Genomic DNA, 25997 nt, shown 5'->3' on the forward strand with positions numbered 1-25997 from the left:
GGGGGCTGGGCCCAAGCTAGTAAGGCTTGAAGTTGCTGTTGCCCGGGCGGTTTGCGGGTGCGGCAATTGCTCGCATTTGGCGCGCAGATGAGCCGCGACGCTCCTGCGTCAAGGCTTGGCGCACGGGCACGGCAGCGACCTCATCACCCGTCTTGAAGAAGGCAATGCTTTGCTGCAACTGCTCGGCTTGGGCAGACAGTTCCTCACTGGTGGCTGCCAGCTGTTCCGAGGCCGAGGCGTTTTGCTGGGTCGCCCGGGTCAGTTGGCTCATGGCGCCACCAATCTGCACCACCGACTCGCTTTGCTCGGAGCTGGCTGCGGCAATTTCCTGCACCAGCTCGCTGGTCTTCTGGATGCTGGGCACAATGGCGTCGAGCAGCTTGCCTGCATGCTCTGCGGTGGCCACGCTGTTGCCCGCGAGTTCGCCGATTTCGCGGGCCGCTTCCTGGCTGCGCTCGGCCAGCTTGCGCACCTCGGCGGCCACCACGGCAAAGCCCTTGCCGTGTTCACCGGCACGCGCAGCTTCGATGGCAGCATTCAGGGCCAGCAGGTTGGTCTGGTAGGCAATGTCGTCGACGATGCCGATCTTGCCGGCAATCTGCTTCATGGCCGCTACCGTGTCGTTCACGGCCCGGCCTCCGTCCACGGCTTCGCGGCTGGTCTTGGTGGCCATGCCATCCGTGACGCGGGCGTTGTCACTGTTCTGGTTGATCGAGGCCGACATGCTGTCCATGGTGGAACTGGTCTCCTCCACGCTGGCGGCCTGTTCGCTGGCGGCCTGCGACAGCGATTGTGCCGTGGCGCTGACCTGGTTGGCTGCTCCTGTGAGGGCATCGGCTGCGGCATGTACCTCGCCCAAGACACGGGTCAGGTTCTCGGCGGTGGAGTTGGCGCTGTCTTTGACCTGGCCGAACAGGCCGGCGTAGTCGCGCTCGATGCGGTGGGTCAAATCGCCTTCGGCAAAGGCGCCCAAGAGCTGGGCCACATCGCTCAGGCCCTGCTCGCTGGTGTCCATCAGGCTGTTCATGCCGGTGGCCAGGTTGGCAAAGAAACCGGTCTTGCCCTGAGCCGACAGGCGCTGGCTGAAGTCGCCTTGCCCAGCCGCCAGCACCAGTGCATCCACCTCTTTTTCGGCAGCCAGTTGGTCCGTCACATCCAGCCATTGTCCAATGGTGCCCAGGCGCTCGCCGGTATCAGCAACCACCGAGGTGGTCGTCAGGTCATACACGCGGCTGCCCAGTTGCAGGCGGGACTGGGTGGTGCCGTTGAGGTTGCGCAGCCGGGCCAGTGCGGCTTGTGGATCGGCGTAGAAAATGCCGATGCTGCCATTGAGAACTTTGTCTGCATCAAAGCCTGGTATCTGCTTGCGGAACCCTTCCTGGTCCCGGCGCAAGGTATCGCTCAAGGCATTGTTCATGTAGATGATGGTGCCGTCGTCGGATGCGATGCGCACGGGCAGGCTGACATTGTCCAGTGCTGCCTTGACGCGGGCGTTGTAGCGCGCGGCCCGGTCAGACGCCACCAGTTGCTGCCGGGCGCCTTCGGCTGCCTCGGTGATTTTTTTCTTCTCGCCAGGCAGCATTTCCATGCGCCCTTCAAACTGGCCTTTGACGTATTGCCCGATCAGCTCCACCAGTCTGGCATTGAGCGTGGTCTGTGCGTCGACCATGGTGTTGAAGTCGGTGGCCATGGCGCCAAAGGCACCGGCGAAGTCCTGCGCCCGTATGCGGTAGCTGGTTTCCCCCAGTTCGTTGTGGCGCCTGGCCATCTCGGTCTGTGCAGCATTGAAGGCCACCAGCGTGGTCTGCATGGCACCCATGGATTGCAGCAATTGACCGGTTTCATCGGTGGCACGGGTGGCAACATCATTGTCCAGGTGGCCGTTGGCAACCGACCGCGCAACGGCAACAGCGCGCCCCAAGGGGCGCAGGATACTGCGGCCAATGGTGAAGGCCATCACCGCAGTCAGGGCCAGGGCCACCAAAACTGCTGCGACCACCTGCTCGAGTTCCAACATGAATTCCGCACGCAGGTCATCCATGTACATGCCCGAGCCAATCACCCAACCCCAAGGCTTGAAGCCTGCCACATACGAGACTTTTTCCACTGGCTGCTCCTGGCCAGGCTTGGGCCAGAGGTAACTCAGGTAACCAGCACCGTCTTTCTTCACGGTATCCACAAAGCGCACAAACACGGCATGGCCATCCGGGTCTTTGATGCCGCTGACATCCTGTCCATTGAGCTCTGGCTTGAAGGGGTGCGTCACCAGACGCACCTCCATGTCGTTGATCCAGAAATATTCCTTGCCGGCGTAGCGGGCGTCGTTGACCGCCTTGATGGCCATTGCCTGTGCCTGTTCGTGGCTGAGCTGACCCGAAGTTTCCTGCTTGTAAGTGGAGTCAACAATCGAACTGACGACTTCCACACCCTGTTTGATCGCCGTTTTGCGCGCCTCGTAACTGCTTTGGTACTGCATCCACAAAAGCAGGGCTGTCACGCAGACAAGCACCAGGGCCCCAAACCCTGCGAGCAATGCCAGCTTCCATTTGATGGACAGCTTGCTCAGCAAGCCTTCTGACGACGCAGCATGTGTAGCCAATCGATTTCCCCTCTTTTATTTAGATGCACCATTATGGTGGGCCCAAGAGACCGCGATTCCCAATTGTTGGGCTTTTTGCTTGTGGCAAACTCGCGGCCTCAAGCGTTTTGGCGATGCGCGCCACGCTTGTTTTTGAGTTGCCAGCGTACACCCCATCTCCATGCAAAAAATCATCGCGCAGATCGCGCAAGAAATCCGTGTTCGCCCCAACCAGGTGGAGACCGCCGTGGCCCTGCTCGATGGCGGCGCCACTGTGCCCTTTATTGCCCGCTACCGCAAGGAAGCCACCGACGGCCTGGACGACATCCAGCTGCGTGAGCTGGAAGCCCGCCTGAGTTACTTGCGCGAGTTGCGCGACCGCAAGCTGGCCGTGGTCAAGAGCATTGAAGAGCAGGGCAAGATGACACCGGCCCTGCTGGCCGCCATAGACGCCACCGCCACCAAGCAGGAGCTCGAAGACCTGTACCTGCCCTTCAAGCCCAAACGCCGCACCAAGGGCATGATTGCCCGCGAAGCTGGTCTGGAGCCACTGGCCGAGCGCCTGTTTGCCAACCCCGCCCTGGTGCCCGCCGACGAGGCGCAAGCCTTTGTGCTGGCCGAGAAGACCGAGGCCGGTGACGACTTCACGACCGTGCAGGCCGTGCTGGACGGCGTGCGCGACCTGCTGTCCGAGCGCTGGGCCGAAGACCCGGTGCTGGTGCAGGACCTGCGCGAATGGCTTTGGAAGGAAGGCCTGCTGCAGTCCACCCTGATGACCGGCAAGGACGAGACCAACCCCGATGTGGCCAAGTTCCGCGACTACTTTGCCTACGACGAGCCGATTGGCCGCGTGCCCTCGCACCGTGCACTGGCCGTGTTCCGCGGCCGCGCCCTGGACATGCTGGACGCCAAGCTGGTGCTGCCCGAGCCACCCGTGGCCGTGCCCGCAGCGGCTGTGGCCGGTGCCGCCAAGACCCGCGCCGCCCCGGTGGTGACGCTGGCAGAAGGCCGCCTGGCGTTGAAGCTGGGCTGGAGCCACCAGGGCAGGGCAGGTGACGACCTGATCCGCAAATGCGTGGCCTGGACCTGGAAGGTCAAGCTCAGCCTGTCCACCGAGCGCGACCTGTTTGCCCGCCTGCGCGAAGATGCCGAGACCGTGGCTATCAAGGTGTTTGCCGACAACCTGCGCGACCTGCTGCTGGCAGCACCGGCCGGTCCCCGCGTGGTGATGGGGCTGGATCCGGGCATTCGCACCGGCGTGAAGGTGGCGGTGGTGGATGCCACGGGAAAGCTGGTGGAAACCTCCACCGTGTTCCCGCATGAGCCGCGCAAGGATTGGGATGGTTCCCTGCACACCTTGGGCGCCCTGTGCATGCGCCATGGCGTGAACCTGATTGCCATCGGCAACGGCACCGCCAGCCGCGAGACCGACAAGCTGGCGGCCGACCTGATCAAGCTCATGGCAAAAGCGGGCACCGGCAGCGCAAGCGCAGCCGGGGGAGACGCCCCGGCCATCGACAAGGTTGTGGTGTCCGAGGCGGGAGCATCTGTCTACTCCGCCAGCGAATTTGCCTCGCAAGAGATGCCCGATGTGGACGTCAGCCTGCGCGGTGCAGCCAGCATTGCACGGCGCCTGCAGGACCCACTGGCCGAGCTGGTCAAGATAGACCCCAAGAGCATTGGCGTGGGCCAGTACCAGCACGACGTGAACCAGAGCGCGCTGGCCAAGTCCCTGGAGACGGTGGTGGAAGACTGCGTGAACGCGGTGGGCGTGGACCTGAACACGGCCAGCGTGCCTTTGCTCTCCCGCGTGTCGGGCCTGTCGGGCACCGTGGCCAAGGCTGTGGTGCGCTGGCGGGAAGCCCATGGCGCTTTCAAGAGCCGCCAGGACCTGCTGCAAGTTACCGGCCTGGGCGCCAAGACCTTTGAGCAAAGCGCAGGCTTTTTGCGCATACGTGGCGGTTCCAACCCGCTGGACATGACCGGCGTGCACCCCGAGACTTACCCCGTGGTGGAGCAAATCATCGCCAAGACCGGCAAACCGGTGGCCGAGCTGATGGGCCGTGCCGACATGCTCAAGACCCTGGCACCTGCGCTGTTTGCCAACGCGCAGTTTGGTGTCATCACGGTCAAGGACATCCTGACCGAGCTGGAAAAGCCGGGCCGCGACCCGCGCCCGGACTTCAAGGTGGCGCGCTTCAACGACGGCGTGGAAGACATCAAGGACTTGAAGGAAGGCATGGTGTTGGAGGGCACGGTGAGCAATGTGGCGGCCTTTGGCGCCTTTATTGACCTGGGTGTGCACCAGGACGGCCTGGTGCATGTGAGCCAGCTGGCCCACAAGTTTGTGAACGACGCGCGCGAGGTGGTCAAGACCGGTGACATCGTGAAGGTCCAGGTGGTGGAGGTGGACGTGGCACGCAAGCGCATTGCCCTGACCATGAAGATCGGTGCAGCACCGGCGCGCGCAGCGGGTGACCGCTCGGGCGACAACCGCTACCAGGGTCCGGCCCGTGGCGAGCGCCAGGTGGGCAGCCGCCGCGATGAGGGCGGCAGTGCACCCTCGGCCATGGCCAGTGCCTTTGCCAAGCTCAAACGCTAGCAGGCCTGGAATGGCTTGTGTAGGCCGCAGGTTTGCGGAAGATAATGGGCTTCCCTTTCGTGTGCGAAGGCACTTTTTAATATGAAGCTTTCCGAGTTGTTGGCACGGCAGTTCACTTTGCCGAGCATCCCCAAGGTCGTGGCACTGTTGCTGAGCGAACTGGATCGCAATGAGGTGGATCTTCAAAAGGTCAACCAGCTCATCAGCACCGACCCGGCACTCACCACGCGCCTGCTGCGCCTGGCCAACTCCGATTTCTTCAAGCTGGGCGGCAAGATCAACAGTGTCTCTGAAGCGCTCGCCCTCCTCAATCTGGACCTGGTACGCACCATGGCACAGGAAGCGGCCACCGGTGTGTCCATGCGCGCCGTGCCCGGAATCAACCTGCCGCGCTTTTGGGAATACAGCCTGAATGTGGCGCGTGTGTCGCGGTCGCTGGCCGGCGTAGTGCGGCAAAACCAGCAGGCTGCCTTTACCTGTGGCCTGATTCACGCCTTTGGCGAACTGGCCATGCACCTGGCCATGCCGGAGCAGACGGCGCTGTTGTCTGAAAAATTCGAGCCACTGGACATGCGCCGGGCCTCGGCAGAGCGCAATACCTTTGGCTATTCCTACGCTGCGGTCAGCGCCGGGTTTGCCAGCATGTGGCATTTTCCGCAACCCATGGTGGACGCGCTGGAGCACCAGTACGCGCCCTTTGAAAACAATGTGTACGAGCCCTTGGCCGGCGTGATCCATCTGGCCACCTGGCGGGCACGGGGCAAGGAAGCCAATATGAATGAACGCGCCTTGGCCGTGACCTTTCCGGGGTCCGTCGGCGTGGTGCTGTCCTTGGATATCGACATGGTGCTGCAGCAGGACCCATTCGATTGGGCCGCCCATACCTGATGCCTGGCCACACCCTTCGCAACCCGCTGGCGTTGCTCACGCCCACCATGCACAAGGTGCTGGAGCGCATGCACCGGGCACAGAAAGTGCCCATGCACGCCATGACGCCCCAGCAGGCACGCGCGGCCTACGCGGGTGCTGCCGAGGTGCTGGAAATTCCTGGCCAGGCGGTGGATCGGGTGGAGAGTTTCTCGGTCACTGCGCGTGATGGCTATGACATCCCCGTGCGGCTGTATGCGCCCACAGGTGCCGGCCTGCCGACCCTGGTGTATTTCCATGGCGGCGGCTTCACCATTGGCAGCATTGCCACGCATGATGCGCTGTGCCGCAGACTCAGCCACCTGGCCGATTGCGCCGTGTTGTCGGTGGACTACCGCCTGGCGCCAGAGCACAAGTTTCCGCAGGCACAGGACGATGCCTGGGATGTGGTGCAGTGGCTGGCAAGCAAAGGCGCTGCATATGGCCTGGACCCCAAGCGCATCGCCGTGGGTGGCGATAGCGCGGGCGGCACGCTCTCAGCCGTGTGCGCCATCCTGGCGCGCGATGCGGGCCTGCACCTGGCATTGCAACTGTTGTTTTACCCCGGCACAGCGGGCCATCAGGACACGCCCTCGCACCGGCGTTTTGCCAAGGGCTTTGTGCTCGAAGAGCCGCACATCACTTTCTTTTTTGAGCAGTACATCCGCAGCGCGGCAGACCGCGATGACTGGCGCTTTGCCCCGCTGGATGGCTTAAGGCCAGACGGTGATGTGGCTGACCTGAGCGGCGTGGCGCCTGCCTGGCTGGGCCTGGCGGAGTGCGACCCGCTGGTGGACGAAGGCCTGGCCTATGCCGACCGCCTGCGCATGGCGGGTGTGGCGGTGGACCTGGATATCTACAAGGGTGTGGTGCACGAATTCATCAAGATGGGCCGTGCGCTGCCCGAAGCCGCACAGGCCCATGCCGCTGCCGCACGGGCCTTGCGGGAGGCCTTTGCAATCTAGGCCTTAGAAGCCCAGGGAGGCGAGCAGGTCGTCCACGTCGGTTTGCTGCATGGCCTTGTCTGCGGTTTGGGGACCGGTCAGCACATGGGTGTCTACCGTGGCTGCAACCTGTGCTACTTCGGCCACAGGTGCTGCATGCTCTGGAGAGCTGTCCACCAGCAGTTGCACCAGCTGCAGCTCGGTGCGGGTAATGATGTCAATCACCTTCTGGATGACCTGGCCGGACAAGTCCTGAAAGTCCTGCGCCATCATGATGTCGCTGAGAACCAGGCTTTGCGTTTCGGCAAAATTGGCCGTACTTTGGGCAAACTTGCCGCAGGTGACCATCAGGCCACGTGCCACGTCCACCTTCAGGTCCGGGTTGGCGGCCATGCGGGTGAGCGACTCGCTGAGTTGCAGTCCCCGGGTTTGCAGATCGTTGCACTCCGGCTTGGCCGTTTCAACCAGGGTCAACACCTTGTTGGCTGCGTCTTCAGTCATCTTGCCAACGTAAGCCAGGCGGTCACGGGCATTGGGGATTTCGTGAACGATTTTCTGCAGGTTGTTGTTGCCCAGAACCGTCAATGCTTCATGCATTTCACGGGTAATGGCACCCAATCGCTCGAATGCTTCTTCTTTGGTCAGATGTGAGGACATTTATTTTTTGCCAATTGGAAGGTGAAAAGACCTTTCACCATTATGGAACCGAACGACAGCGGATTAGATGACCCAGTTGCCGGTTTCACCAGAAATTGCCAGTCTAGATATCTTCCAGCAGGGCATAGGGCAAGGGCAGCACGCTGAGTTGAGCCCCGGTGCTGCTGCCAGTGTGCAGGGTTCCCGCATTCAAAGCCGTCAACTGCAGTGAGACGATGGCATCGCAACCGCCTTGCGGTGCACTTGCCGCCTGTACCACCAGGCCTACGGGTTGCTCCGCATCACTGCTGCTGAAAATTTCCTGACCGGCCTGCAGATCTTGCCCGCAGTGCACCACAAAGGCCCGGCGCTTGAGCGTGCCCCTGAACTGGCTGCGTGCCACGACTTCCTGGCCGGGATAGCAGCCCTTTTTGAAGTTCACCCCGCCAACGGATTCGTAATTCAGCATCTGCGGCACAAAGGCTTCGAAAAGTGGCTGGCTCAGGGTGGCAATGCCACTGCGCACCTCGCTCCACAACCAGCTCTCCAGCGGCAGCTCTGCCCCGGCAGGTGCCGGTTCCGACACCGGCGCCACCCACAGTTGCCGGGCAAGGCCCAGAACCGGGTAGAGCGCGATGACGGTGGCTTCCCCCACTTGGCTCACAGCCCAGGGTGTGGCAGTAGCGGCGTCAGCCGTGGTGGCTTGCCCGGCCAGGCCGTAGAGGGCAAAGTCCTCTGTCGCATCACTGAGCTTGGCTTTGGCGCGCATGACAAACATGGACAGGCGTTTGAGTGTGGTGGCCAGCAGGTCTCGGCTGCCTATTAGCAGGATCTCTGTGGGGCTGCGCTTGAAGCCTATAAAGCTGGCCTGCATGCGGCCCTTGGCCGAGCAAAATGCCGCCAGCCGGGCCTGGTCCAGGCCGAGCAGCGCAAAGTCCTGTGTGAGCTGGCCATGCAGAAACTTGGCAGCGTCCTCGCCCTCGACGCGGATCACGCCCAAGTGGCTTAGCCTGGCAATTCCGTGAGGGCCGGCAGCGGTCTGGTTTTGGTTCATGTGTCCATTATGATTCGGACCATGTCTTCCTTCCTGGCTTAGGGCCGTGCGATATTTTGTAGCTCTTGTGCTGGCCGCTGCTTTGGGCCTTGGGATTGGCGCCTACGCCTGGGTCACCAGCCCGCTGGAGCTGTCATCGGCGTCCCTTGACTTGTCGATAGAGCCGGGCTCGAATCCGCGCGAGGTGGCGCTGCAGGTGCAGCAGGCTGGCGTGGCCGTCAATCCTGGGCTGCTGTACTGGTGGTTTCGGCTGTCCGGCCAGGCGCGCCAGATCAAGGCTGGCAGCTACGAACTGGAGCGCGGCACCACACCGCGGGATCTGCTGAGCAAGCTGGTGCGTGGGGAAGAGGCGCTGCGCAGCGTCACCCTGGTGGAGGGCTGGAACCTGCGCCAACTGCGTGAGGCCCTGAAAAAAGCGGACCAGCTCAAGCCCCTGACGGCCGATCTGACGTCTGAGGAGTTGATGCTGCAGGTCGGCAAGCCCGGCCTGCCCGCTGAGGGCCGCTTCTTCCCCGATACCTATACCTATGCCAAGGGCAGCACCGATCTGGCGCTGTTGCAGCGCGCCGCCCGGGCCATGGACAAAAAGCTGGAGGCCGCCTGGGCGCAGCGCGCCCCCGAGTCGCCGCTGCAGTCGCCCGAACAGGCGCTGATACTGGCCAGTATTGTGGAAAAGGAGACCGGCCGCGCCAGTGACAGGCCCCTGATTGCGGCAGTGTTTTCCAACCGCCTGCGCATAGGCATGCGACTGCAAACCGATCCAACGGTGATTTACGGCCTGGGCCCCTTGTTTGATGGCAATCTGCGCCGCGCCGATCTGCTGGCCGATACCGCCTGGAACACCTACACCCGCAACGGTTTGCCGCCCACACCCATCGCCATGCCTGGCTTTGGTGCCTTGCTGGCCGCCGTGCAGCCGGCCCAGTCCAAGGCTTTGTACTTTGTAGCACGGGGCGACGGTACCAGCCAGTTCAGCGCAAGCCTGGACGAGCACAACCGTGCGGTCAACAGATACCAGCGCAGTCAGCAATGAACGGAATATTTATCAGCTTCGAGGGCATAGACGGTGCGGGCAAGTCCACGCACATTGCGGCGCTGTCGGCTGCTTTTGAGGCACAGGGCAGGGTGGTCACGCTCACGCGCGAGCCCGGCGGCACGCCGCTGGCCGAACAGCTGCGCACCCTGGTGCTCAACGAGGCCATGGACCCCATGACCGAGGCCTTGCTGGTGTTTGCAGCGCGGCGGGAGCACATCCTGCAGGTGATACGCCCGGCGCTGGCCCGTGGAGAGGTGGTGCTGTGTGACCGATTTACCGATGCCACCTTTGCCTACCAGGGCGGCGGCCGTGGTTTTGACTGGGCCGTGCTCTCCACTTTGGAGACTTGGGTACAAGGGCAGGGCACCGAGGCATTCTTGCAGCCCAAGCTGACGATCTGGTTTGATCTGCCGCCGGCCGTGGCTGCTGCACGCCTGGTGTCGGCCCGTGTGCCGGACAAGTTCGAGGCGCAGCCCCAGGCTTTTTTTGAGCAGGTGGCAGATGGTTACGCACGGCGCTTTGCGCAGGACACCACGCGCTTTGCCCGCATTGACGCCAACCAGACGCCCGATCGGGTGTGGGCCCATGTGTTGGCAGCGGTTCGCAGCAAAGGCCTGTTGCCATGACGCAAGACGCGGCTTCGCAGGCGCCCGAGATTCCCTGGATTGCAGACCAGACGCGCCAGTTGCTGGCCCAGCAAGGCCACGCCTGGTTGCTGCACGGACCTTCGGGTTTGGGCCAGTACCGCCTGGCGCTCAACCTGGCACGTGCCTGGCTGTGCGAGGCACCCACCGCCCAGGGTGCCTGCGGTGTTTGCAACAGCTGCCATGCCATCGATGTGCGTACCCATGCCGATTTGTGCATGCTCATGCCCGAGACCACCATGCTGGAGCTGGGTTGGCCGCTGAGTGAGAAGGCCCAGTCGGACATAGACGACAAGAAGCGCAAGGCCAGCCGTGAAATCCGGGTCGATGCCATGCGTGACGCCATCGAGTTTTCCCAGCGCACCAGTGCGCGCGGGCGCGGCAAAGTGGTGCTGGTTTACCCGGCCGAGCAGATGAACGCGATCACTGCCAACGCCCTGCTCAAGACACTGGAGGAACCCCCGGGCGATGTGCGCTTTGTGCTGGCCACAGAGTCTTCACACCAGTTGCTCCCTACGATTCGCAGCCGCTGCCTGGGCCACGCCATGTCCTGGCCCGAGCCACAGCAGGCCAAGGCCTGGCTGCAGGCCCAGGGCCTGGACGGCGCCGAGGCAACCAGTTTTTTGCAGGCCGCCGGTGGCCGACCCGACGATGTGCTGAGCCTGCGCGCCAGTGGCCGCAAGGCGGAAGACTGGTCCCGTTTTCCTGCAGCCATGGCTGCGGGCGAAACGGCCTTTGTGCGGGATTGGCCTGTCTCTGAGCTGGTGGATGCACTGCAGAAGCTGTGTCACGATGCCCTGTGCATTAATCAGGACGCGGCACCGCGCTTTTTCGCGCTCAAACCAGCCAAAGCGCGGGGCGGCCCGTCAATTGCGTCCCTTTCGCAATGGGCGATATCACTGCAGAAAAGCCGAAAAACCATGGACCACCCTTTCAATGCAGGGCTTATGCAAGAAGCGCTTGTCGAGCAGGCCAGAACCGCCCTAAACTCTGCCCACTAACTCATCGCCATGGTCACCTCAAATACTGCAACTCCCAGGCCCAGCGTCATTCAGCTTTCCATCAAGGAAAAAGCTGCCCTGTACGCTGCGTACATTCCCGCGTTTGCGGATGGCGGTGTGTTCATCCCCAGCACGCGCGACTATGAGCTCGGCGACGACATGTATGTACTGCTGTCGCTGCCAGACGATATGCAGCGCTATCCGGTGGCTGGCAAAGTAGCTTGGGTCACACCCGCCAAGGCTGCTGGTGGACGTACCCAAGGTGTTGGCATCATGTTCCCCAAGGACGAAAAAACCCGCGCCCTGAAGCTCAAGATAGAAGAAATTCTGGGTGCTCATCTTTCTTCCGAGCGCCCTACACAGACCATCTGAGTGTTTACCGATTCCCACTGCCACCTTGCCTTCCCCGAGTTGACCGAATCCCTGGATGCCATCCGCCAAGCGATGGCAGAGGCCCAGGTTACGCGTGCCCTGTGCATCTGCACCACGCTGGAAGAGTTCCCCCAAGTCCACGGCCTGGCCCTGCAATACCCCAACTTCTGGGCCAGTGCGGGCGTACATCCTGACAATGAAGGCGTTACCGAACCCAGTCTTCAAGAGCTGATTCGCTTGGGCTCACTGCCCAAAGTGGTGGCCGTTGGTGAGACCGGCTTGGACTATTTCCGGCTCAATGGCCGCAGCATCGCGGATATGGAGTGGCAGCGCGAGCGCTTTCGGGTGCACATCCGTGCAGCCAGGCATTTGCAAAAGCCCTTGGTCATACACACCCGAAATTCGTCCAGCGACACGCTGGCCATCCTGCGGGAGGAGGGTGAGACGGGGGCAGTCGGTTCGGCAGGTGGCGTCTTCCATTGCTTTACTGAATCCATGGAAGTAGCCAGGCAGGCGCTGGATTTGGGGTTTTACATCTCGTTCTCAGGCATTGTGACCTTCAAGACGGCACAGGACATACGCGATGTGGCGGCCATGGTGCCACTGGACCGGGTGTTGATTGAGACCGACAGCCCTTACCTCGCTCCCGTGCCATTCCGTGGCAAGACCAACAACCCGTCCTATGTGCCGCTTGTGGCCAAGCAACTCGCGGCAGTGCGCGGCCAGAGCGTCGAAGCCATTGCGCAGGCCAGCAGCGATAATTTTTCGCGTCTGTTTGGTGTTGCAGATACCTGATGTTTAACTTCAAACAACTCTTGTATCCAATTGTTTTAATTGGATATTCTGTTTGTTTTGCCGGGTCTTACACCGATTTTTTCTCGGCCCTGGAACTGGACAACGCCAATGATGTCCAAGAGCTCTTGCAACGCGGTTTTGATCCGAATTCGGTCAATCCCAAGGGAGACTTGGCTTTGGTTGTGGCGCTTCGCCAGTCGTCCTACAAGGTAGCCAGGGTGCTGATTGCCAATCCCGCGACCCAGGTCGAAGCGCGCACGGACAAGGGTGAAAGTCCCTTGATGCTGGCTGCTATCAAGGGGCAGTTCGATCTCTGCCAGCAGTTGATCGCCAGGGGTGCAGACGTCAACAAGACCGGCTGGACGCCTTTGCATTACGCTGCGTCTGGCGGCATGTCAGCGGTCATTCAGTTGTTGCTGGACCATTACGCTTACATCGATGCCGAGTCGCCCAACGGCAGCACACCGTTGATGATGGCGGCCATGTATGGATCCGCGGATGCAGTGAAGACCTTGCTGTCTGCGGGAGCGGATCCCACTGTAAAGAATTCCCGCGGCCTGGGTGCGCTGGATTTCGCCACCAAGGCCAATCGTGTGGAGTCGGCTGCGCTCATTGCTGCTTCGTTACGTGCCAAGGCCCCGAACGGGGTTGCTGGTGAGTGGTAGCGCAAGCCCGGCTGGGGGCAGTTTTTGCTAGCGCAGTGACGGAGATTGGCCATTTCTCGCTCAACACGTTTACTTCATACGATGTATCTTATGTTAATAAACATGGGCTAACAAAAAAGCTCACAGAACCTTGAAATGCACCGTGGGCACATTGGGGTCTGCAAAGGAAGCACCCAGGGCCAGTTCACCCTCACCGTGCAGCACGCACTCCTCACGGCGCAGCAACACATCCGCTCCATTGGCACCTGTAAAACGGATCCAGCTGCCGTAGCTGCTGACGTCCACCAGCACCACACTGCCGTTGCGCCACTCCAGGCGGGCATGCGTTCGCGATACGCGCGGATCATTGACCATGAACTCCACGTTGCGCACACGCCCGATATGCACCGGCAACTCAAAGGACTTGAAAGACTGGGTGTGGTCCAACCAGCGCAGCTCTACTTCGCGGCCCAGCACATCGGATTCGCCCGGAACCAGCAAAGGGTCAATATCGCCCTGCATGGTCAGAAAGTCAGACACTTCCTCTTCGCGCCACTCGATCTGGTAGACCGTGCAAGGTTCGGCACGTCCGCGGATATTGATGGGGCCCAGAATTCTGAAAGTAACGCCCTGAGCCTCGGACACATCATGCAGCGAGGCCGCATCGGCCCAAATCTGGTTCGGGCCGCACAGGTCGCATAGACGTGCGGCTACGTTTACGGCATCGCCGTAGCAGTCGCCGGCTACAAGCTCCACATCGCCGGTAGCCAAGCCAATACGGATGGGCATGGCCGTACCTTTGGGGCTTCGCAGAATCCGGCCGAAATGAATGCGCTGCAGTTCCACTACAGCCCTGACGGCGCTCGCGCCATCAGGAAACATCGCCAGGACTCCGTCGCCCAATGTCTTGACGACACGCCCATTGGCCTGTTCACATTGCTGTGCAATCCACGCCGTGATTTTGGTGATCGTTTCAGTCGCAACTACATTGCCCAAGGCTTCGAACACGGCTGTGCTGCCATGTAAATCTGTAAATACGACCGTTGCCTGAACGCCCATCCCGATTGTCCCAGTGCTTGATAAAGACTGAAGTTTAGAGCATTGACGGCCAATTGCGAATGCAGGCCCGCATTTACCCGTGTAGATGGCCCCATGCCATTAAAGCGTCCCGTCCTTGCGTCACCAAATCCACCTTGGCACCTACGGGCAACAGCACTTTGGTCTGCACATGCCCATAGGGCAGATTGGCAAGAACTGGCGCGGAGATCTGATTCTGAAGCCACGCATTGATGGTCTTCAGGTTGAAGCCCTTGTCATGTGGCGTCAGCTTGAACTGGGTGAATTGGCCCATCAACACAGCCTTTTGCCGCGCCAACACACCCGCGTGCAATAGCTGGCTCAGCATGCGCTCGATGCGGTAAGGTGGCTCGGCTATGTCTTCCAAAAAAAGGATACCGCCAGAAATTTTTGGAAAGTACGGTGTGCCAATCAGGGAAACCAGCACCGCCAGATTGCCACCCCACAGGGTTGCGTTGTGGATTTCCAATTCCTGCAGCGGCGTGGCTTCTGGTTGGAGCGTACGGGATGCAGGGGGAAGCCGCCACCCTGCCCCTTCGCCCTGCCCCAGCAGCAAGTCGTTGAAGCAGTCTTCCATGATGTCGTCGGGTACTGGCTCCGCACCAAAGCCCTCGCACAGCGCGGGCCCAGCCCAGGAAATGCTGCCGGTCTTGGCCAGCAGAGCCAGTTGAAAAGCGGTGAAATCACTGATACCCACAAACTGCGTGCCGCCTTCGATGGCCTTGGCCACAGCAGAGTAGTCGATGCGGTCCAGGATGCGGGTCAGGCCGTAGCCACCCCGCGAAATCAGGGCCACATCGGCGCCACTGGCCGCTGCACGCGCGATGGAAGCCAGACGGGTGTCGTCGTCGCCAGCGAAGCGCATATGGCTGCTCAAGGCGTCGGTATCCACTTCGACCTCGTGCCCCAGGGCTTTGAGGCGCTTGATTCCGCGCCGGAATGCCGCCTTGTCGCGCACAGCCCCTGAGGGGGAATAGACGTAGATGTGTTTTTTCATGGGGCTATTTTCGCTTGGGGTGAAAGGCGCGCTCTGCGGCCCTGTGGCCCTTGTCAGGATAAGGCGCAGCCAATGCAGCCAATGCGCTTGCGTCGCCAGCGTCAGGCTTTGGTGGCTGCACCAGCAGGCCCTGGATGCGGTACTGTGGATTTGTCGTCAGGTTCTGCACCAGCGGATGTGACGCATCAGGCGCCACCAGAACCAGGTTATGCAGTTCCAGGCGCTCAATCAACTCCTGCAAACAGCGCAGATGCCAGTCCGGGTTGTGGAAAGCTTCCCGTTTGGGCTTGTCGCTTCTGCCGAACCCGATCAAATCCGGCGCCACCACGCGCCGGCCCGGGCCGATCAAACCCGCAATTGTGGAGCGCATGTTGTAGCTCCAGCCCGGGATGGGATGCAGAACCAGATACACCTCTTGGCTGGCCTCGGAGCCTTCGTCCAGATAGTGCAGGCGCAAGCCGTCCAGGCTGGGCAGGTCACTGACGTAATGCGGCTGCCACGGAAAGTCCAGCAACTGCGTAAAACAGGACTCCGGTGTGCGCAGTGCGTCTTCGCGCACGGGCGTCGCCCCGTCCCGCTGCTCGGCCCGTCTGGACCGGAAGAAGTCCTGCAGTTGAAGTGCGGCCTGTTGCGACAACACCTGGCCTTGCACCGCCGTCTGGTGGTTCAGGCGGGCCTGTGCAAACAGATCCAGTACCGAGCCCGCGCAGCCGGTCTTGCTGTCTGGCGCACCAAAGACCACGCGTTGAAGGCGGCTGTGCAGCATGGCGCCACAGCACATGGCGCAGGGCTCCAGCGTCACATACAGGGTGCAGTCGTCCAGCCGGTAGTTGCCAAGGGCCTGGGCTGCGGCACGCAGGGCGTTGATTTCGGCATGGGCCGTGGGGTCGCACGACTGGATGGGGCTGTTGCGCCCGCTGCCAATCACCACTCCGTCCTTGACCACCACCGCGCCCACCGGCACCTCACCCGCAACGGCCGCCTCGTCCGCCAGCCGCAGGGCCAGCTGCATGAAAGCAGCGTCCTGTGGACTGGCAGCGTCAGCGGTATGCGGCATGCGCGTTAGCGGGGGCTTATTCCCACTCGATGGTGGCGGGCGGCTTGCTGCTCACGTCATAGGTCACGCGGTTGATACCACGCACCTCGTTGATGATGCGGCCGGACACCTTCTTCAGGAGCGCATAGGGCAGCTCGGCCCAGTCGGCGGTCATGAAGTCGCTGGTCTGTACCGCACGCAGGGCCACGACGTAATCGTAGGTGCGGCCGTCGCCCATCACGCCCACGCTCTTCACCGGCAAGAACACGGTGAAGGCCTGGCTGGTCAGGTCGTACCAGGACTTGCCACTTTCCTCGTCAATGAAGTTGCGCAGTTCTTCAATGAAGATGGCATCGGCCCGGCGCAGCAGGTCGGCGTATTCCTTTTTGACCTCACCCAGGATACGCACACCCAGGCCGGGGCCCGGGAACGGGTGGCGGTAGACCATGTGAAACGGCAGGCCCAAGGCCACGCCGAGTTCACGCACCTCGTCCTTGAACAGCTCGCGCAGCGGCTCCAGCAGTTTGAGGCCCAATTGCTCGGGCAGGCCGCCCACGTTGTGGTGGCTCTTGATGGTGACAGCCTTCTTGCCCTTGCCGCCGCCGGACTCGATCACGTCCGGGTAAATCGTGCCCTGGGCCAGCCATTCCACATGGCGCGACTGGTCGGCGCGCAGCTTGGCGGCCTCAGCCTTGAACACTTCCACAAACTCGCGGCCGATGATCTTGCGCTTGGCTTCGGGCTCGGCAACGCCAGCCAGATGGCCCAGAAACTGCGCCTCCGCATCCACGCGCACGACCTTGGCGTGCAGCTTGCCGACGAACATGTCCATCACCATGTCGCCTTCGTTCAGACGCAAAAGGCCGTGGTCCACAAACACGCAGGTGAGCTGGTCGCCAATGGCGCGGTGAATCAGGGCTGCGGCCACTGAGGAATCGACACCGCCGGACAGGCCCAGAATGACTTCGTCCGTGCCCACCTGGGCGCGGATTTTGGCCACGGCCTCGGTGATGTAGTCGCCCATGATCCAGTCCGGGCGCGTGTTGCAGATGTCCAGCACAAAGCGCTCCAGAATCGCTGCACCGCGCTTGGTGTGGGTGACTTCCGGGTGGAACTGCACGCCATAGAAGTGCCGGGTCTCGTCGGCCATACCGGCAATCGGGCAGCTGGGTGTGCTGGCCATCAGGGTAAAGCCATGCGGCAACTCGGTGACCTTGTCGCCGTGGCTCATCCAGACCTGCAGCATGCTCTGGCCTTCGGATACATAGTCCTGGATGCCGTCCAGCAGCCGGGTGTGACCGTGGGCCTGCACATCGGCATGGCCAAACTCCCGCTTGTGGCCGCCCTGGACCACACCACCGAGCTGGTGCGCCATGGCCTGCATGCCGTAGCAAATGCCCAGCACCGGAATGCCCAACTCAAACACCGCCTTGGGTGCTTTGTCGGTGGTGTCTTCATAGACACTGGCGTGGCTGCCCGAGAGGATGATGCCCTTGAGCGAACCGTCGCGTGCATAGGCACGCAGCCACTCGTCCGTCACATCGCAGGGATGGACTTCGCAGAACACATGGGCCTCGCGGATGCGACGCGCAATCAGCTGGGTGACCTGGGAGCCGAAATCAAGAATCAGGATTTTTTGGTGCATGGCGTGCTTTATTCAGCCCTGTAATTGGGGGCTTCCTTGGTGATCTGCACGTCATGCACATGGCTCTCGCGAATGCCTGCCGTGGTGATCTCCACAAACTCCGCCCGGTCCTGCATGTCGGCAATGGTGGCGCAACCGCAGTAGCCCATGCTGGCCCGCAAGCCGCCAGCCATCTGGAACACGATGGACACCATGGAGCCTTTGTAGGGCACGCGGCCTTCAATGCCTTCGGGCACCAGCTTGTCGGCATTCGGATTGCCGGTGCTGGACTCCTGGAAGTAGCGGTCCGCACTGCCCTGCTGCATGGCGCCAATGCTGCCCATGCCGCGGTAGCTCTTGTAGCTGCGGCCCTGGAACAGGATGACCTCGCCCGGTGCCTCTTCGGTACCGGCAAACATGCCACCCATCATCACCGTGCCCGCACCTGCTGCGATGGCCTTGGAGATGTCACCGCTGTAGCGCACGCCGCCGTCCGCAATCAGCGGCACGCCGGTGCCGCGCAGGGCGGTGGCCACGTTGTCGATGGCAGTGATCTGGGGCACGCCCACACCGGCCACGATACGGGTGGTGCAAATAGAGCCCGGGCCAATGCCGACCTTGACCGCATCGGCCCCGGCTTCCACCAGAGCCAGCGCTGCGGCGCCCGTGGCAATGTTGCCGCCCACCACATCCACATGGGGGTAGTTCTGCTTGACCCAGCGCACCCGCTCAATCACGCCCTTGCTGTGGCCGTGCGCTGTGTCCACCACGATGGCGTCCACACCGGCGTTGACCAGGGCCTGCACACGCTCTTCGGTGCCCTCGCCCACGCCAACCGCTGCACCTACGCGCAGGCGTCCGGTGGCGTCACGCGCCGCGTTCGGGAAATTGAGCTGCTTGGTAATGTCTTTGACGGTGATCAGGCCCTTGAGCTCAAACGCGTCATTCACCACCAGCAGGCGCTCCAGCTTGAACTTGTTGAGCAAGGCCTTGGCCGCTTCAGGCGTGGTGCCGTCCGGCACGGTGATCAGGCGCTCGCGCGGCGTCATGATTTCGCGCACGGTCTGGTCGTAGCGGGTCTCGAAGCGCAGGTCGCGCCCGGTCACGATGCCCACCACCTTGCCACCTTCACAGACCGGAAAGCCGGACACACCGAGCTTGTCGGACAGGGCCATGACCTGGCGCACCGTGGTCTCGGGGGTGATCACCACCGGGTCGCGCAGCAGGCCGGACTCGTAGCGCTTGACCTTGAGGACTTGCGCTGCCTGTTCGGCCACGGTCAGGTTTTTGTGCACGATGCCGATGCCGCCTTCCTGCGCGATCGCGATGGCCAATCTGGCCTCGGTCACGGTGTCCATGGCTGCCGAGACGAGCGGCAGGTTCAGGGCGATATTGCGGGAGAAACGGGTGGCGAGAGAGGTGTCCTTGGGAAGGACTTGGGAGAACGCTGGTACCAACAACACATCGTCGAAGGTCAGCGCTTTGCCGAGAAGGCGCATGTCAAAGCTCCAAAAGGCAGATTGTACCCGCGCGTGCGGTGGTCACAGGCCTTCGGCACAGCTACACTGGCGCCATGAAAATACTTTCTGCCCTCCTGACCCTGGCCCTTGTAGGCGTTTGCAGCACGGCCATGGCGCAGTGGCAATGGCTGGACAACGACGGCCGCAAGGTGTTTAGCGACCGCGCACCTCCGCCCGATGTCATGGAGAAAGACATCCTCAAGCGCCCTGGCGGCCTGGTGCGCCCCCCCGTGGTCAAGGATGCCGGCAGCAGCGACGGTGCTGCTGCCGCACCCCAAGACGCCCCTGCTGCGCGCAGCATTCCCCTGACCACTGGCGTGGACAAGGACCTGGAGGCCAAGAAGAAGCAGGCAGCGGACGCCGAAGCTGCCAAACGCAAAGCCGAAGAAGAGCGCGTCACCAAGGCCCGCGTGGAAAACTGCGCACGCGCCAAGCAGAGCCTGAGCACATTTGACTCGGGTCTGCGCATTTCGCGCACCAATGCCTCGGGCGAGCGCGAGGTGATGGATGACACAGCCCGCGCCGTAGAGCGGGCACGCATTCAGGGCTTGGTTGAGAGCGAATGCAAGTAGTTTTGCAGGCCCGGATACGCTCCCAGAGGCTTCAGTAACCGGATTTGGCCCCGGCCCGGCGCTTGGAAAACAGGCCTGTGGTGCGTGCACCCTGTTGGCTGAAGCGCTCGCGGCGCGCCACCTTGGGGTCTACCTTCAGCACCCGGTACAACTCCACGCGGTCACCCTCCCGCAATACATGGTCTACGGGCAGCTTGCGGCCCCACACACCGGTCTGCAGGGCATCGACTTGCGCATCGGGCACACCTGCGAGCAAACCGCTTTCGCGGATCGCGTCCACCAGGCGGCTGCCGTGGGGTAACTGCAAACGCACTTCAGCGCATTGGCGGGCAGAGGCGCTGTAGCACACCGCTACCGCAAGGCTGGATTCACTCACCGTAGACTTGCTGGGCGCGTTTGACAAAGGCTTCCACCAGACTGGAGGCAATCTTGTCAAACACCGGCCCGACCAGCTTGCCCAGCGTGATGCTCTCGAAGCCGTAATTCAGGGTCAGGTCCACGCGGCAGGCACGCTGGCTGCCGTCACCTACGGGCAGGAAGGTCCACTCACCGTCCAGATTGGAAAACGGCCCCTTCACCAGCTTGAGCTCCACACGCTGGCCGGGTACATGGGTGTTGCTGGTGACAAAGGTCTGGCGCACGCCACCAAAAGAGATGCTGATCTCGGCCAGCATGCCGGTATCGCTTTGTTCCAGTACACGTGCCTGGTCGCACCAAGGCAGAAACTGGGGATATTGGGCTACATCGGTGACCAACCCGTACATTTCTTCGGGGGTGTACCAGATCAAAACGGACTTGTGAACAGTTTTCATAGAATCAGGGTATGCGCGGGATTGTAGACAAGCCGTGACAGTGCATCTTTCTGAGCACGGCTTTCTTTTCGTCACCCAGCCCCCATTTGAGATCCATGGCCAAAAAACCCGAAACCGCTACCCGCATTGCCGACAACAAAAAGGCCGCCTTCAACTACTTCTTTGAAGAGCGCCTGGAAGCCGGCATTGTGCTGGAAGGCTGGGAGGTCAAGTCCCTGCGCGAGGGCAAGGTGCAACTGACCGAAGGCTACGTGGTGGTGCGCGGCGGGGAACTGTTCCTGATTGGTCTGCAAATCCACCCCCTGCACACCGCCTCCACCCACATCAGCCCGGACAAGGTGCGGACCAAAAAGCTGCTGCTGCACAAGGAGCAGATCAAGCGCCTGACGGCCAAGGTGGAACAAAAGGGCTACACCCTGGTACCCATCAACCTGCACTGGAAGTCCGGCAAGGTGAAATGCGAGATCGCCCTGGCCAAGGGCAAGGCTGAGCACGACAAGCGCGACACCATCAAGGACCGCGAAGGCAAACGCGAGGTGGAACGCGCCATGAAAGTCCATAGCCGATAGCCTGAAACCATAAAAAAAGCCCTCTTGCGAGGGCATTTTTTATGCAGAGGCCACAGCCTCTGGCATCAACCGCCCTTGCTGGGACGCTTGCCGGGGTTCTTCTTGCTGCGGGTAGACACGCCGCGTTCCAGGCTGATGCGTTGGCCACGGCCGCCGGTGGGCAGTGTGAAACCAGGCAGGGTTGCGGGACGGGGAGTGGCTTTGCGCGAAGCTTCGGTAACGATTTTGTTGCCCATTTGGTTTTCCAAGAGAAATAAGTAAAGACCCCCTATTTGAACATTTTTTGAAGGGCCACCTCCAGCGCCCTTCTGGCCGCTCCTTCCAACGGCCTTTGCAGGGCCCGCAGGCTTTGCCGCAGGCCTTGCGACACAATGTCCGCATGCAAGCCTTTTACAGCGACCGCTTCGTGCTTCCCCTGCCTCCAGGCCACCGTTTCCCCATGGAGAAGTACCGGATGTTGCGCGACCGGCTGACGCAAGACTTGCCCGAGGTGCGCATGCTGCAGGCCCCGGAGGCAACCGACGGTGAGCTGGCCCTGGCCCATGACCCGTCCTACATCGAGGCGATTGCCGATGGCTCGGTGGACGCCAAAATCCTGCGTGAAATCGGCTTTCCCTGGAGTCCGGCCATGGCTGCTCGGGCAAGGCGTTCGGTGGGTGGAACCCTGGCCGCTGGACGCGCTGCCATGCAGGAAGGCGTGGCCGCCAACCTGGCTGGCGGCACGCACCATTCCTATGCCAACAAGGGTGGCGGCTTTTGCGTCTTCAACGACATGGCGGTCACGGCCCGGGTGCTGCAGACCGAATGGAGCCGCCGCTACGGCAGCCAGCACCCTGCCTTGCAGGTGGCCATCATCGACCTGGATGTGCACCAGGGCAATGGCACGGCCAGCATCTTTCGAAACGACAAAAGCGTCTTCACCCTGTCGCTGCATGGCGAGAAGAACTTCCCCTTTCGCAAGGAAGACAGCGACCTGGACCTCGCCCTGCCCGATGGCTGCACCGACGACGACTACCTGGCAACGCTGGAGAACGCACTGCTGGACCTGGAAGGCCGCTTTGCGCCCGGCCTGGTGCTGTACCTGGCCGGTGCCGATCCGCACGAGGGCGATCGCCTGGGCCGACTGAAGATCAGTTACGACGGCATGCAGGCGCGCGACCGCCGGGTATTCGACTGGTGTTTTGCGCGCGGCCTGCCCTGCGTGTTTGCCATGGGCGGTGGTTACGGCACCGACATCAGCACCACGGTGCAGGTGCAGCACAACACCTACCGCATTGCGCTGGAGTACTGGCAACGCTGGCAGGCCCTGCCTGGGGCAAGGCGGGTGGGCTGAACGTCCCCGGTTTCTCAGTCCGTGGCGATTTGGACCGGGTTCACGCTGCGGGCCCCGGTGGCCAGGCGCTTGAGGTACTTGAAGGTGCCCGTGGCATGGGCACACAGATGGCCTCTGCCATCAAACACGCTGGCCTGGGTAAAGGCCATGGTGGCGGTGCGGTGCATCAGTTCACCCTTGGCTACCAAGGGTCCGCGCTCACTGGGAATGGCCGGCTTCATGAAGCTGGTTTTCATCTCAATGGTCACCACGCCCATTTCCGGGCAGACACTGCGTGCGGCCGTGGCCATGGTCACATCCAGCAACGTCATCAGCACGCCGCCATGGGTTACGGCAAAGGAGTTGAGCAACTCGGGCTTGGGTGGCAAATGGATTTCGGAGCGCCCGTCCTGAAAAGCCAGCAGTTCCAGACCCAGGTGTTGGACGAAGGGGATATCCACCCCAAAGCTGAGCGGGCTCATCCGATGACGGCGCTCACGCCACCGTCCACGGCCAGCCACTGGCCGGTAATGTGTTTGCCAGCATCCGACGCAAACAGCAGGCATACGCCCTTCAGGTCTTCGTCATCGCCCAGGCGCTGGAGCGGCGCGGCAGCGGCCATCTTGTCTTCGCCCACCGTGCTGAGCAGGCCAGCCGTCATCTTGCTGGGGAAGAAGCCTGGGCAGATGGCATTGACGGTGATGTTGTATGCCCCCCACTCTGCCCCCAGGGCGCGGGTGAAGTTGATCACTGCGCCTTTGGAGGTGTTGTAGGCAATGGTCTTCATGAAGGGCGGGTTGCCGTTGAGGCCGGCAATCGAGGCCACGTTGATGATGCGCCCGCTGCGCCTGGCAATCATGCTCTTGCGGGCCACTTGCTGGCTGAGCAAAAAATAGCCCCGCACATTCAGGTCCATCACCTTGTCCCAGGCCTCCACAGGATGGTCTTCGGCGGGTGCACCCCAGGTGGCGCCAGCGTTGTTGACCAGGATGTCGATGTCACCCATGCGGTGCAAGGTCTGGTCCACCAGACGCGCAACGTCTTCTTCTTTGGCGCAGTCGGCAGCAATCCAGCGTGCATCGATGCCTGCAGCCTGCAGGTCGCCTACCGCCTGCTCCAGGTCATCGGGCTTGCGTGAGCAGAGCATGATGCGGGCCCCGGCCTCGCCCAGGGCATGCGCCATTTGCAGGCCCAGGCCGCGCGAGCCGCCCGATACCAGGGCAGTGCGCCCGGTCAGGTCAAAGAGTTGGTGTACGGTGCGCGCGCCCATGGCCCGGCCCTACTCTTCGCGCTGGCGTGAACGCCAGAAAAAAACCGCCAGACCAAGACCCAAGGCAATGCTGCCCACGGCGTACAGCCCGGTGGCGTCCGTGCCTTGGGTGTTTTCGGTGAACCAGCCCAGCACCAGAGCCAGCAGACCACCGTACACCAGGGGCCAAATGACGCGCTCCATACGCAGCAGGCGCGCATTGGAGGTGCCGTTGTATTTGTCAAAAAAGGACATGAGGATCTACTTTCGAACGTGCGAGCGACGCAGTTGCAGGAAACCGTAACCATACCCGAAGCGCGCACGCCATCGGGCAGGAACGCGGCTTCAGGTGTTGGGAAGCCGGTAGTCCTTGAGCATCTCGCGCAGCCGGCTTTTTTGCATTTTGCCGGTGCCGCCCAAGGGTATGGCATCCACAAACACCACGTCATCCGGAATTTGCCACTTGGCTATCTTGCCCTCGTAAAAGGCCAGCAGGGCCTCGCGGCTGAGCTCGGCATCCTGCTTCTTCATCACGGCAATGATGGGTCGCTCGTCCCACTTGGGATGCTTGATGCCTATGCAGGCGGCCATGGCCACGCCCGGGTGCGCCATGGCAATGTTCTCTACATCGATGGAGCTGATCCACTCGCCGCCGGACTTGATCACGTCCTTGCTGCGGTCGGTGATCTGCATGTAGCCGTCGGCATCGATGTTGGCCACATCCCCGGTGGGGAACCAGCCGTCCACCAGGATGGGGCCACCATCGCCCTTGTAATACTCACTGGCCACCCAGGGGCCTTTGACCAACAGGTCGCCGCAGGCTACGCCATCCCAAGGCAGCTCCTGTCCATCGCCGTCGACGATTTTCATGTCCACGCCATACAGGCTGCGACCCTGCTTGGCGCGCAGCTTGAGCTGCTCGTCGGAACCCAGCGACAGATGCTTGTTCTTCAAGGTGCACACCGTGCCCAGCGGGGATATTTCTGTCATGCCCCAGCCGTGCAGCACCTCCACGCCATAGTCGTCATGAAAGGCCCGGATCATGGCGGGCGGACAGGCCGAGCCACCTATCAGTGTGCGCGTGAGTGTGCCAAAGCGCAGTTTGTTGGCCTGCACATGGGAGAGCAGCATTTGCCAGACGGTTGGGACGCCGGCTGCATAGTTCACCTTCTCGGACTCCATCAGCTCGTAAATGGACTTGCCGTCCATGGCCGGTCCCGGAAAGACCAGTTTGGCACCTGTGATGGCGGCCGAATACGGCAGGCCCCAGGCGTTGACGTGGAACATGGGCACCACCGGCAATATGGCGTCACGCGCACTCACATCCAGTGCGTCCGGCAGTGCGCTGGCCATGGCATGCAGCACAGTGGAACGGTGGCTATAGAGCACGCCCTTGGGGTTGCCCGTGGTGCCGCTGGTGTAACACATGCTGGAGGCGCAGTTTTCTTCAAAGTCCGGCCACTCGTAGATGCTGGACTCCGCGCCTATCCAGGCCTCGTAACTGAGCAGGCCGGGGATGCCGCTGTCTTTGGGCAATCGGTCCTCATCACACAGGGCGATGAAGCGTTTGATGGTGCGGCAGCGGCTGTGCACGGCCTGCACGATAGGCAGAAAGCTGAGGTCAAAGCACAGCACCTGGTCTTCGGCATGGTTGGCAATCCAGACAATCTGGTCCGGGTGCAGGCGCGGGTTCAGGGTATGGATGACGCGCCCGGAACCGCTCACGCCGTAATACAGCTCCATGTGCCGGTAGCCATTCCAGGCCAGTGTGGCCACGCGGTCCCCAAAGCCCAGGTTCCAGCGGTCCAGGGCGTTGCCCACCTGTCGCGAGCGGGCCGCCAAATGCCGGTAGTTGGAACGGTGGATATCACCCTCGACCCGGCGCGAGATCACTTCCGCATCGCCGTGGTGCCGGGCGGCAAATTCGATCAGGGTCGAAATCAGCAGCTGCTGGCTCTGCATCAATCCAAGCATGGGTTTGTCTCCTGCATTTTTATGGGTGTGTGCCGCGCCATAT

Annotated in this window: 27 protein-coding genes; 12 read left to right on the top strand and 15 right to left on the bottom strand. The window is 62.0% G+C overall.

Annotated features, from left to right (window positions below; genetic code table 11):
• Window positions 1-16: 16 nt before the first annotated feature.
• Entirely contained in the window at window positions 17-2497 is a 2481-nt protein-coding gene (locus DIC66_RS01640; protein ID WP_233505743.1) for a cache domain-containing protein, read from the bottom strand.
• 262 nt (window positions 2498-2759) lie between these two features.
• Here DIC66_RS01640 and DIC66_RS01645 point away from each other — a divergent pair, with 262 nt between their 5' ends.
• The 3 genes from DIC66_RS01645 to DIC66_RS01655 all read left to right on the top strand — a co-directional run bounded on the left by DIC66_RS01645 (window position 2760) and on the right by DIC66_RS01655 (window position 7051).
• Entirely contained in the window at window positions 2760-5180 is a 2421-nt protein-coding gene (locus tag DIC66_RS01645; RefSeq protein WP_117173385.1) for a Tex family protein, read from the top strand.
• Between the two features lie 81 nt (window positions 5181-5261).
• Window positions 5262-6068: an HDOD domain-containing protein gene (locus DIC66_RS01650; RefSeq protein WP_117173387.1), complete on the top strand. Its 807-nt coding sequence runs from the start codon at window positions 5262-5264 to the stop codon at window positions 6066-6068.
• Complete coding sequence (locus DIC66_RS01655; protein WP_233505744.1) at window positions 6068-7051, top strand: alpha/beta hydrolase; 984 nt, start codon at window positions 6068-6070, stop codon at window positions 7049-7051. The genes DIC66_RS01650 and DIC66_RS01655 overlap by 1 nt, the downstream gene beginning before the upstream one ends.
• Before the next feature lie 3 nt (window positions 7052-7054).
• On the opposite strand, the gene DIC66_RS01660 is transcribed toward DIC66_RS01655, so the two are convergent.
• Together DIC66_RS01660 and ygfZ are read right to left on the bottom strand one after the other, a co-directional pair.
• The gene (locus DIC66_RS01660) at window positions 7055-7687 is read right to left on the bottom strand and encodes a protein phosphatase CheZ (protein ID WP_117173389.1); all 633 of its coding nucleotides are present in this window, start codon (window positions 7685-7687) and stop codon (window positions 7055-7057) included.
• 103 nt (window positions 7688-7790) lie between these two features.
• Entirely contained in the window at window positions 7791-8720 is a 930-nt protein-coding gene (gene ygfZ / locus DIC66_RS01665; RefSeq protein WP_117173391.1) for a CAF17-like 4Fe-4S cluster assembly/insertion protein YgfZ, read from the bottom strand.
• Between the two features lie 46 nt (window positions 8721-8766).
• On the opposite strand from ygfZ, the gene mltG reads away from it, so the two are divergent.
• Genes mltG through DIC66_RS01695 form a run of 6 tightly spaced genes read left to right on the top strand, consistent with a single transcriptional unit; the run spans window position 8767 to window position 13233 of the window.
• Window positions 8767-9753: an endolytic transglycosylase MltG gene (gene mltG, locus DIC66_RS01670; protein WP_117173393.1), complete on the top strand. Its 987-nt coding sequence runs from the start codon at window positions 8767-8769 to the stop codon at window positions 9751-9753.
• On the top strand, window positions 9750-10382 hold the full coding sequence (gene tmk, locus DIC66_RS01675; RefSeq protein WP_117173395.1) for a dTMP kinase: 633 nt from the start codon (window positions 9750-9752) through the stop codon (window positions 10380-10382). Before mltG ends, tmk begins: the two co-directional genes overlap by 4 nt.
• Window positions 10379-11401, top strand: coding sequence for a DNA polymerase III subunit delta' (locus tag DIC66_RS01680; RefSeq protein WP_117173397.1), 1023 nt, complete (start codon window positions 10379-10381; stop codon window positions 11399-11401). The genes tmk and DIC66_RS01680 overlap by 4 nt, the downstream gene beginning before the upstream one ends.
• A gap of 9 nt (window positions 11402-11410) precedes the next feature.
• Entirely contained in the window at window positions 11411-11773 is a 363-nt protein-coding gene (locus tag DIC66_RS01685) for a PilZ domain-containing protein (RefSeq protein WP_117173399.1), read from the top strand.
• The gene (locus tag DIC66_RS01690) at window positions 11774-12568 is read left to right on the top strand and encodes a TatD family hydrolase (protein WP_117173401.1); all 795 of its coding nucleotides are present in this window, start codon (window positions 11774-11776) and stop codon (window positions 12566-12568) included.
• Window positions 12568-13233 carry an ankyrin repeat domain-containing protein gene (locus DIC66_RS01695; protein ID WP_117173403.1) on the top strand — a complete coding sequence of 222 codons (666 nt, stop codon included), beginning with the start codon at window positions 12568-12570 and terminating at the stop codon, window positions 13231-13233. Before DIC66_RS01690 ends, DIC66_RS01695 begins: the two co-directional genes overlap by 1 nt.
• Before the next feature lie 120 nt (window positions 13234-13353).
• Here DIC66_RS01695 and DIC66_RS01700 read toward each other — a convergent pair whose 3' ends face one another.
• The 5 genes from DIC66_RS01700 to guaB all read right to left on the bottom strand — a co-directional run bounded on the left by DIC66_RS01700 (window position 13354) and on the right by guaB (window position 19445).
• Window positions 13354-14271: an adenylate/guanylate cyclase domain-containing protein gene (locus DIC66_RS01700; protein WP_117173405.1), complete on the bottom strand. Its 918-nt coding sequence runs from the start codon at window positions 14269-14271 to the stop codon at window positions 13354-13356.
• Window positions 14272-14344: 73 nt separating this feature from the next.
• On the bottom strand, window positions 14345-15286 hold the full coding sequence (locus DIC66_RS01705) for an LD-carboxypeptidase (protein WP_117173407.1): 942 nt from the start codon (window positions 15284-15286) through the stop codon (window positions 14345-14347).
• A 4-nt stretch (window positions 15287-15290) separates the two neighbouring features.
• The gene (gene tadA / locus DIC66_RS01710) at window positions 15291-16343 is read right to left on the bottom strand and encodes a tRNA adenosine(34) deaminase TadA (RefSeq protein ID WP_117173409.1); all 1053 of its coding nucleotides are present in this window, start codon (window positions 16341-16343) and stop codon (window positions 15291-15293) included.
• A gap of 16 nt (window positions 16344-16359) precedes the next feature.
• The gene (guaA, locus tag DIC66_RS01715) at window positions 16360-17967 is read right to left on the bottom strand and encodes a glutamine-hydrolyzing GMP synthase (protein ID WP_117173411.1); all 1608 of its coding nucleotides are present in this window, start codon (window positions 17965-17967) and stop codon (window positions 16360-16362) included.
• 8 nt (window positions 17968-17975) lie between these two features.
• A complete protein-coding gene (gene guaB, locus DIC66_RS01720) occupies window positions 17976-19445 on the bottom strand; it encodes an IMP dehydrogenase (RefSeq protein WP_117173412.1) in 1470 nt (489 codons plus the stop codon).
• A 74-nt stretch (window positions 19446-19519) separates the two neighbouring features.
• On the opposite strand from guaB, the gene DIC66_RS01725 reads away from it, so the two are divergent.
• Window positions 19520-20038, top strand: coding sequence for a DUF4124 domain-containing protein (locus DIC66_RS01725; RefSeq protein ID WP_117173414.1), 519 nt, complete (start codon window positions 19520-19522; stop codon window positions 20036-20038).
• Window positions 20039-20069: 31 nt separating this feature from the next.
• On the opposite strand, the gene DIC66_RS01730 is transcribed toward DIC66_RS01725, so the two are convergent.
• Both DIC66_RS01730 and DIC66_RS01735 read right to left on the bottom strand, forming a co-directional pair.
• On the bottom strand, window positions 20070-20414 hold the full coding sequence (locus tag DIC66_RS01730; protein ID WP_199534637.1) for an RnfH family protein: 345 nt from the start codon (window positions 20412-20414) through the stop codon (window positions 20070-20072).
• Window positions 20407-20850, bottom strand: coding sequence for a type II toxin-antitoxin system RatA family toxin (locus DIC66_RS01735; RefSeq protein ID WP_117173418.1), 444 nt, complete (start codon window positions 20848-20850; stop codon window positions 20407-20409). The genes DIC66_RS01730 and DIC66_RS01735 overlap by 8 nt, the downstream gene beginning before the upstream one ends.
• A 95-nt stretch (window positions 20851-20945) precedes the next feature.
• Between DIC66_RS01735 and smpB the strand changes: the two genes are divergently transcribed.
• On the top strand, window positions 20946-21419 hold the full coding sequence (smpB, locus tag DIC66_RS01740; protein WP_117173420.1) for an SsrA-binding protein SmpB: 474 nt from the start codon (window positions 20946-20948) through the stop codon (window positions 21417-21419).
• Window positions 21420-21484: 65 nt separating this feature from the next.
• Here smpB and DIC66_RS23205 read toward each other — a convergent pair whose 3' ends face one another.
• Window positions 21485-21655, bottom strand: coding sequence for a hypothetical protein (locus tag DIC66_RS23205; RefSeq protein ID WP_199534638.1), 171 nt, complete (start codon window positions 21653-21655; stop codon window positions 21485-21487).
• 143 nt (window positions 21656-21798) lie between these two features.
• Between DIC66_RS23205 and DIC66_RS01750 the strand changes: the two genes are divergently transcribed.
• A complete protein-coding gene (locus tag DIC66_RS01750; RefSeq protein WP_117174116.1) occupies window positions 21799-22752 on the top strand; it encodes a histone deacetylase family protein in 954 nt (317 codons plus the stop codon).
• A 14-nt stretch (window positions 22753-22766) separates the two neighbouring features.
• On the opposite strand, the gene DIC66_RS01755 is transcribed toward DIC66_RS01750, so the two are convergent.
• From DIC66_RS01755 to DIC66_RS01770, 4 genes are all read right to left on the bottom strand, one after another.
• Window positions 22767-23213: a PaaI family thioesterase gene (locus tag DIC66_RS01755; RefSeq protein ID WP_117173424.1), complete on the bottom strand. Its 447-nt coding sequence runs from the start codon at window positions 23211-23213 to the stop codon at window positions 22767-22769.
• Window positions 23210-24001 (bottom strand): SDR family oxidoreductase, encoded by a 792-nt coding sequence (locus tag DIC66_RS01760; protein ID WP_117173426.1) that lies wholly within the window; start codon window positions 23999-24001, stop codon window positions 23210-23212. The genes DIC66_RS01755 and DIC66_RS01760 overlap by 4 nt, the downstream gene beginning before the upstream one ends.
• A gap of 9 nt (window positions 24002-24010) precedes the next feature.
• Window positions 24011-24235, bottom strand: coding sequence for a hypothetical protein (locus DIC66_RS01765; protein WP_117173428.1), 225 nt, complete (start codon window positions 24233-24235; stop codon window positions 24011-24013).
• Between the two features lie 90 nt (window positions 24236-24325).
• Window positions 24326-25954: a 3-(methylthio)propionyl-CoA ligase gene (locus DIC66_RS01770; protein ID WP_117173430.1), complete on the bottom strand. Its 1629-nt coding sequence runs from the start codon at window positions 25952-25954 to the stop codon at window positions 24326-24328.
• Window positions 25955-25997: the final 43 nt, after the last annotated feature.

Origin of the sequence: Rhodoferax lacus (assembly GCF_003415675.1) — a bacterium.
GTDB lineage: Bacteria > Pseudomonadota > Gammaproteobacteria > Burkholderiales > Burkholderiaceae_C > Allorhodoferax > Allorhodoferax lacus.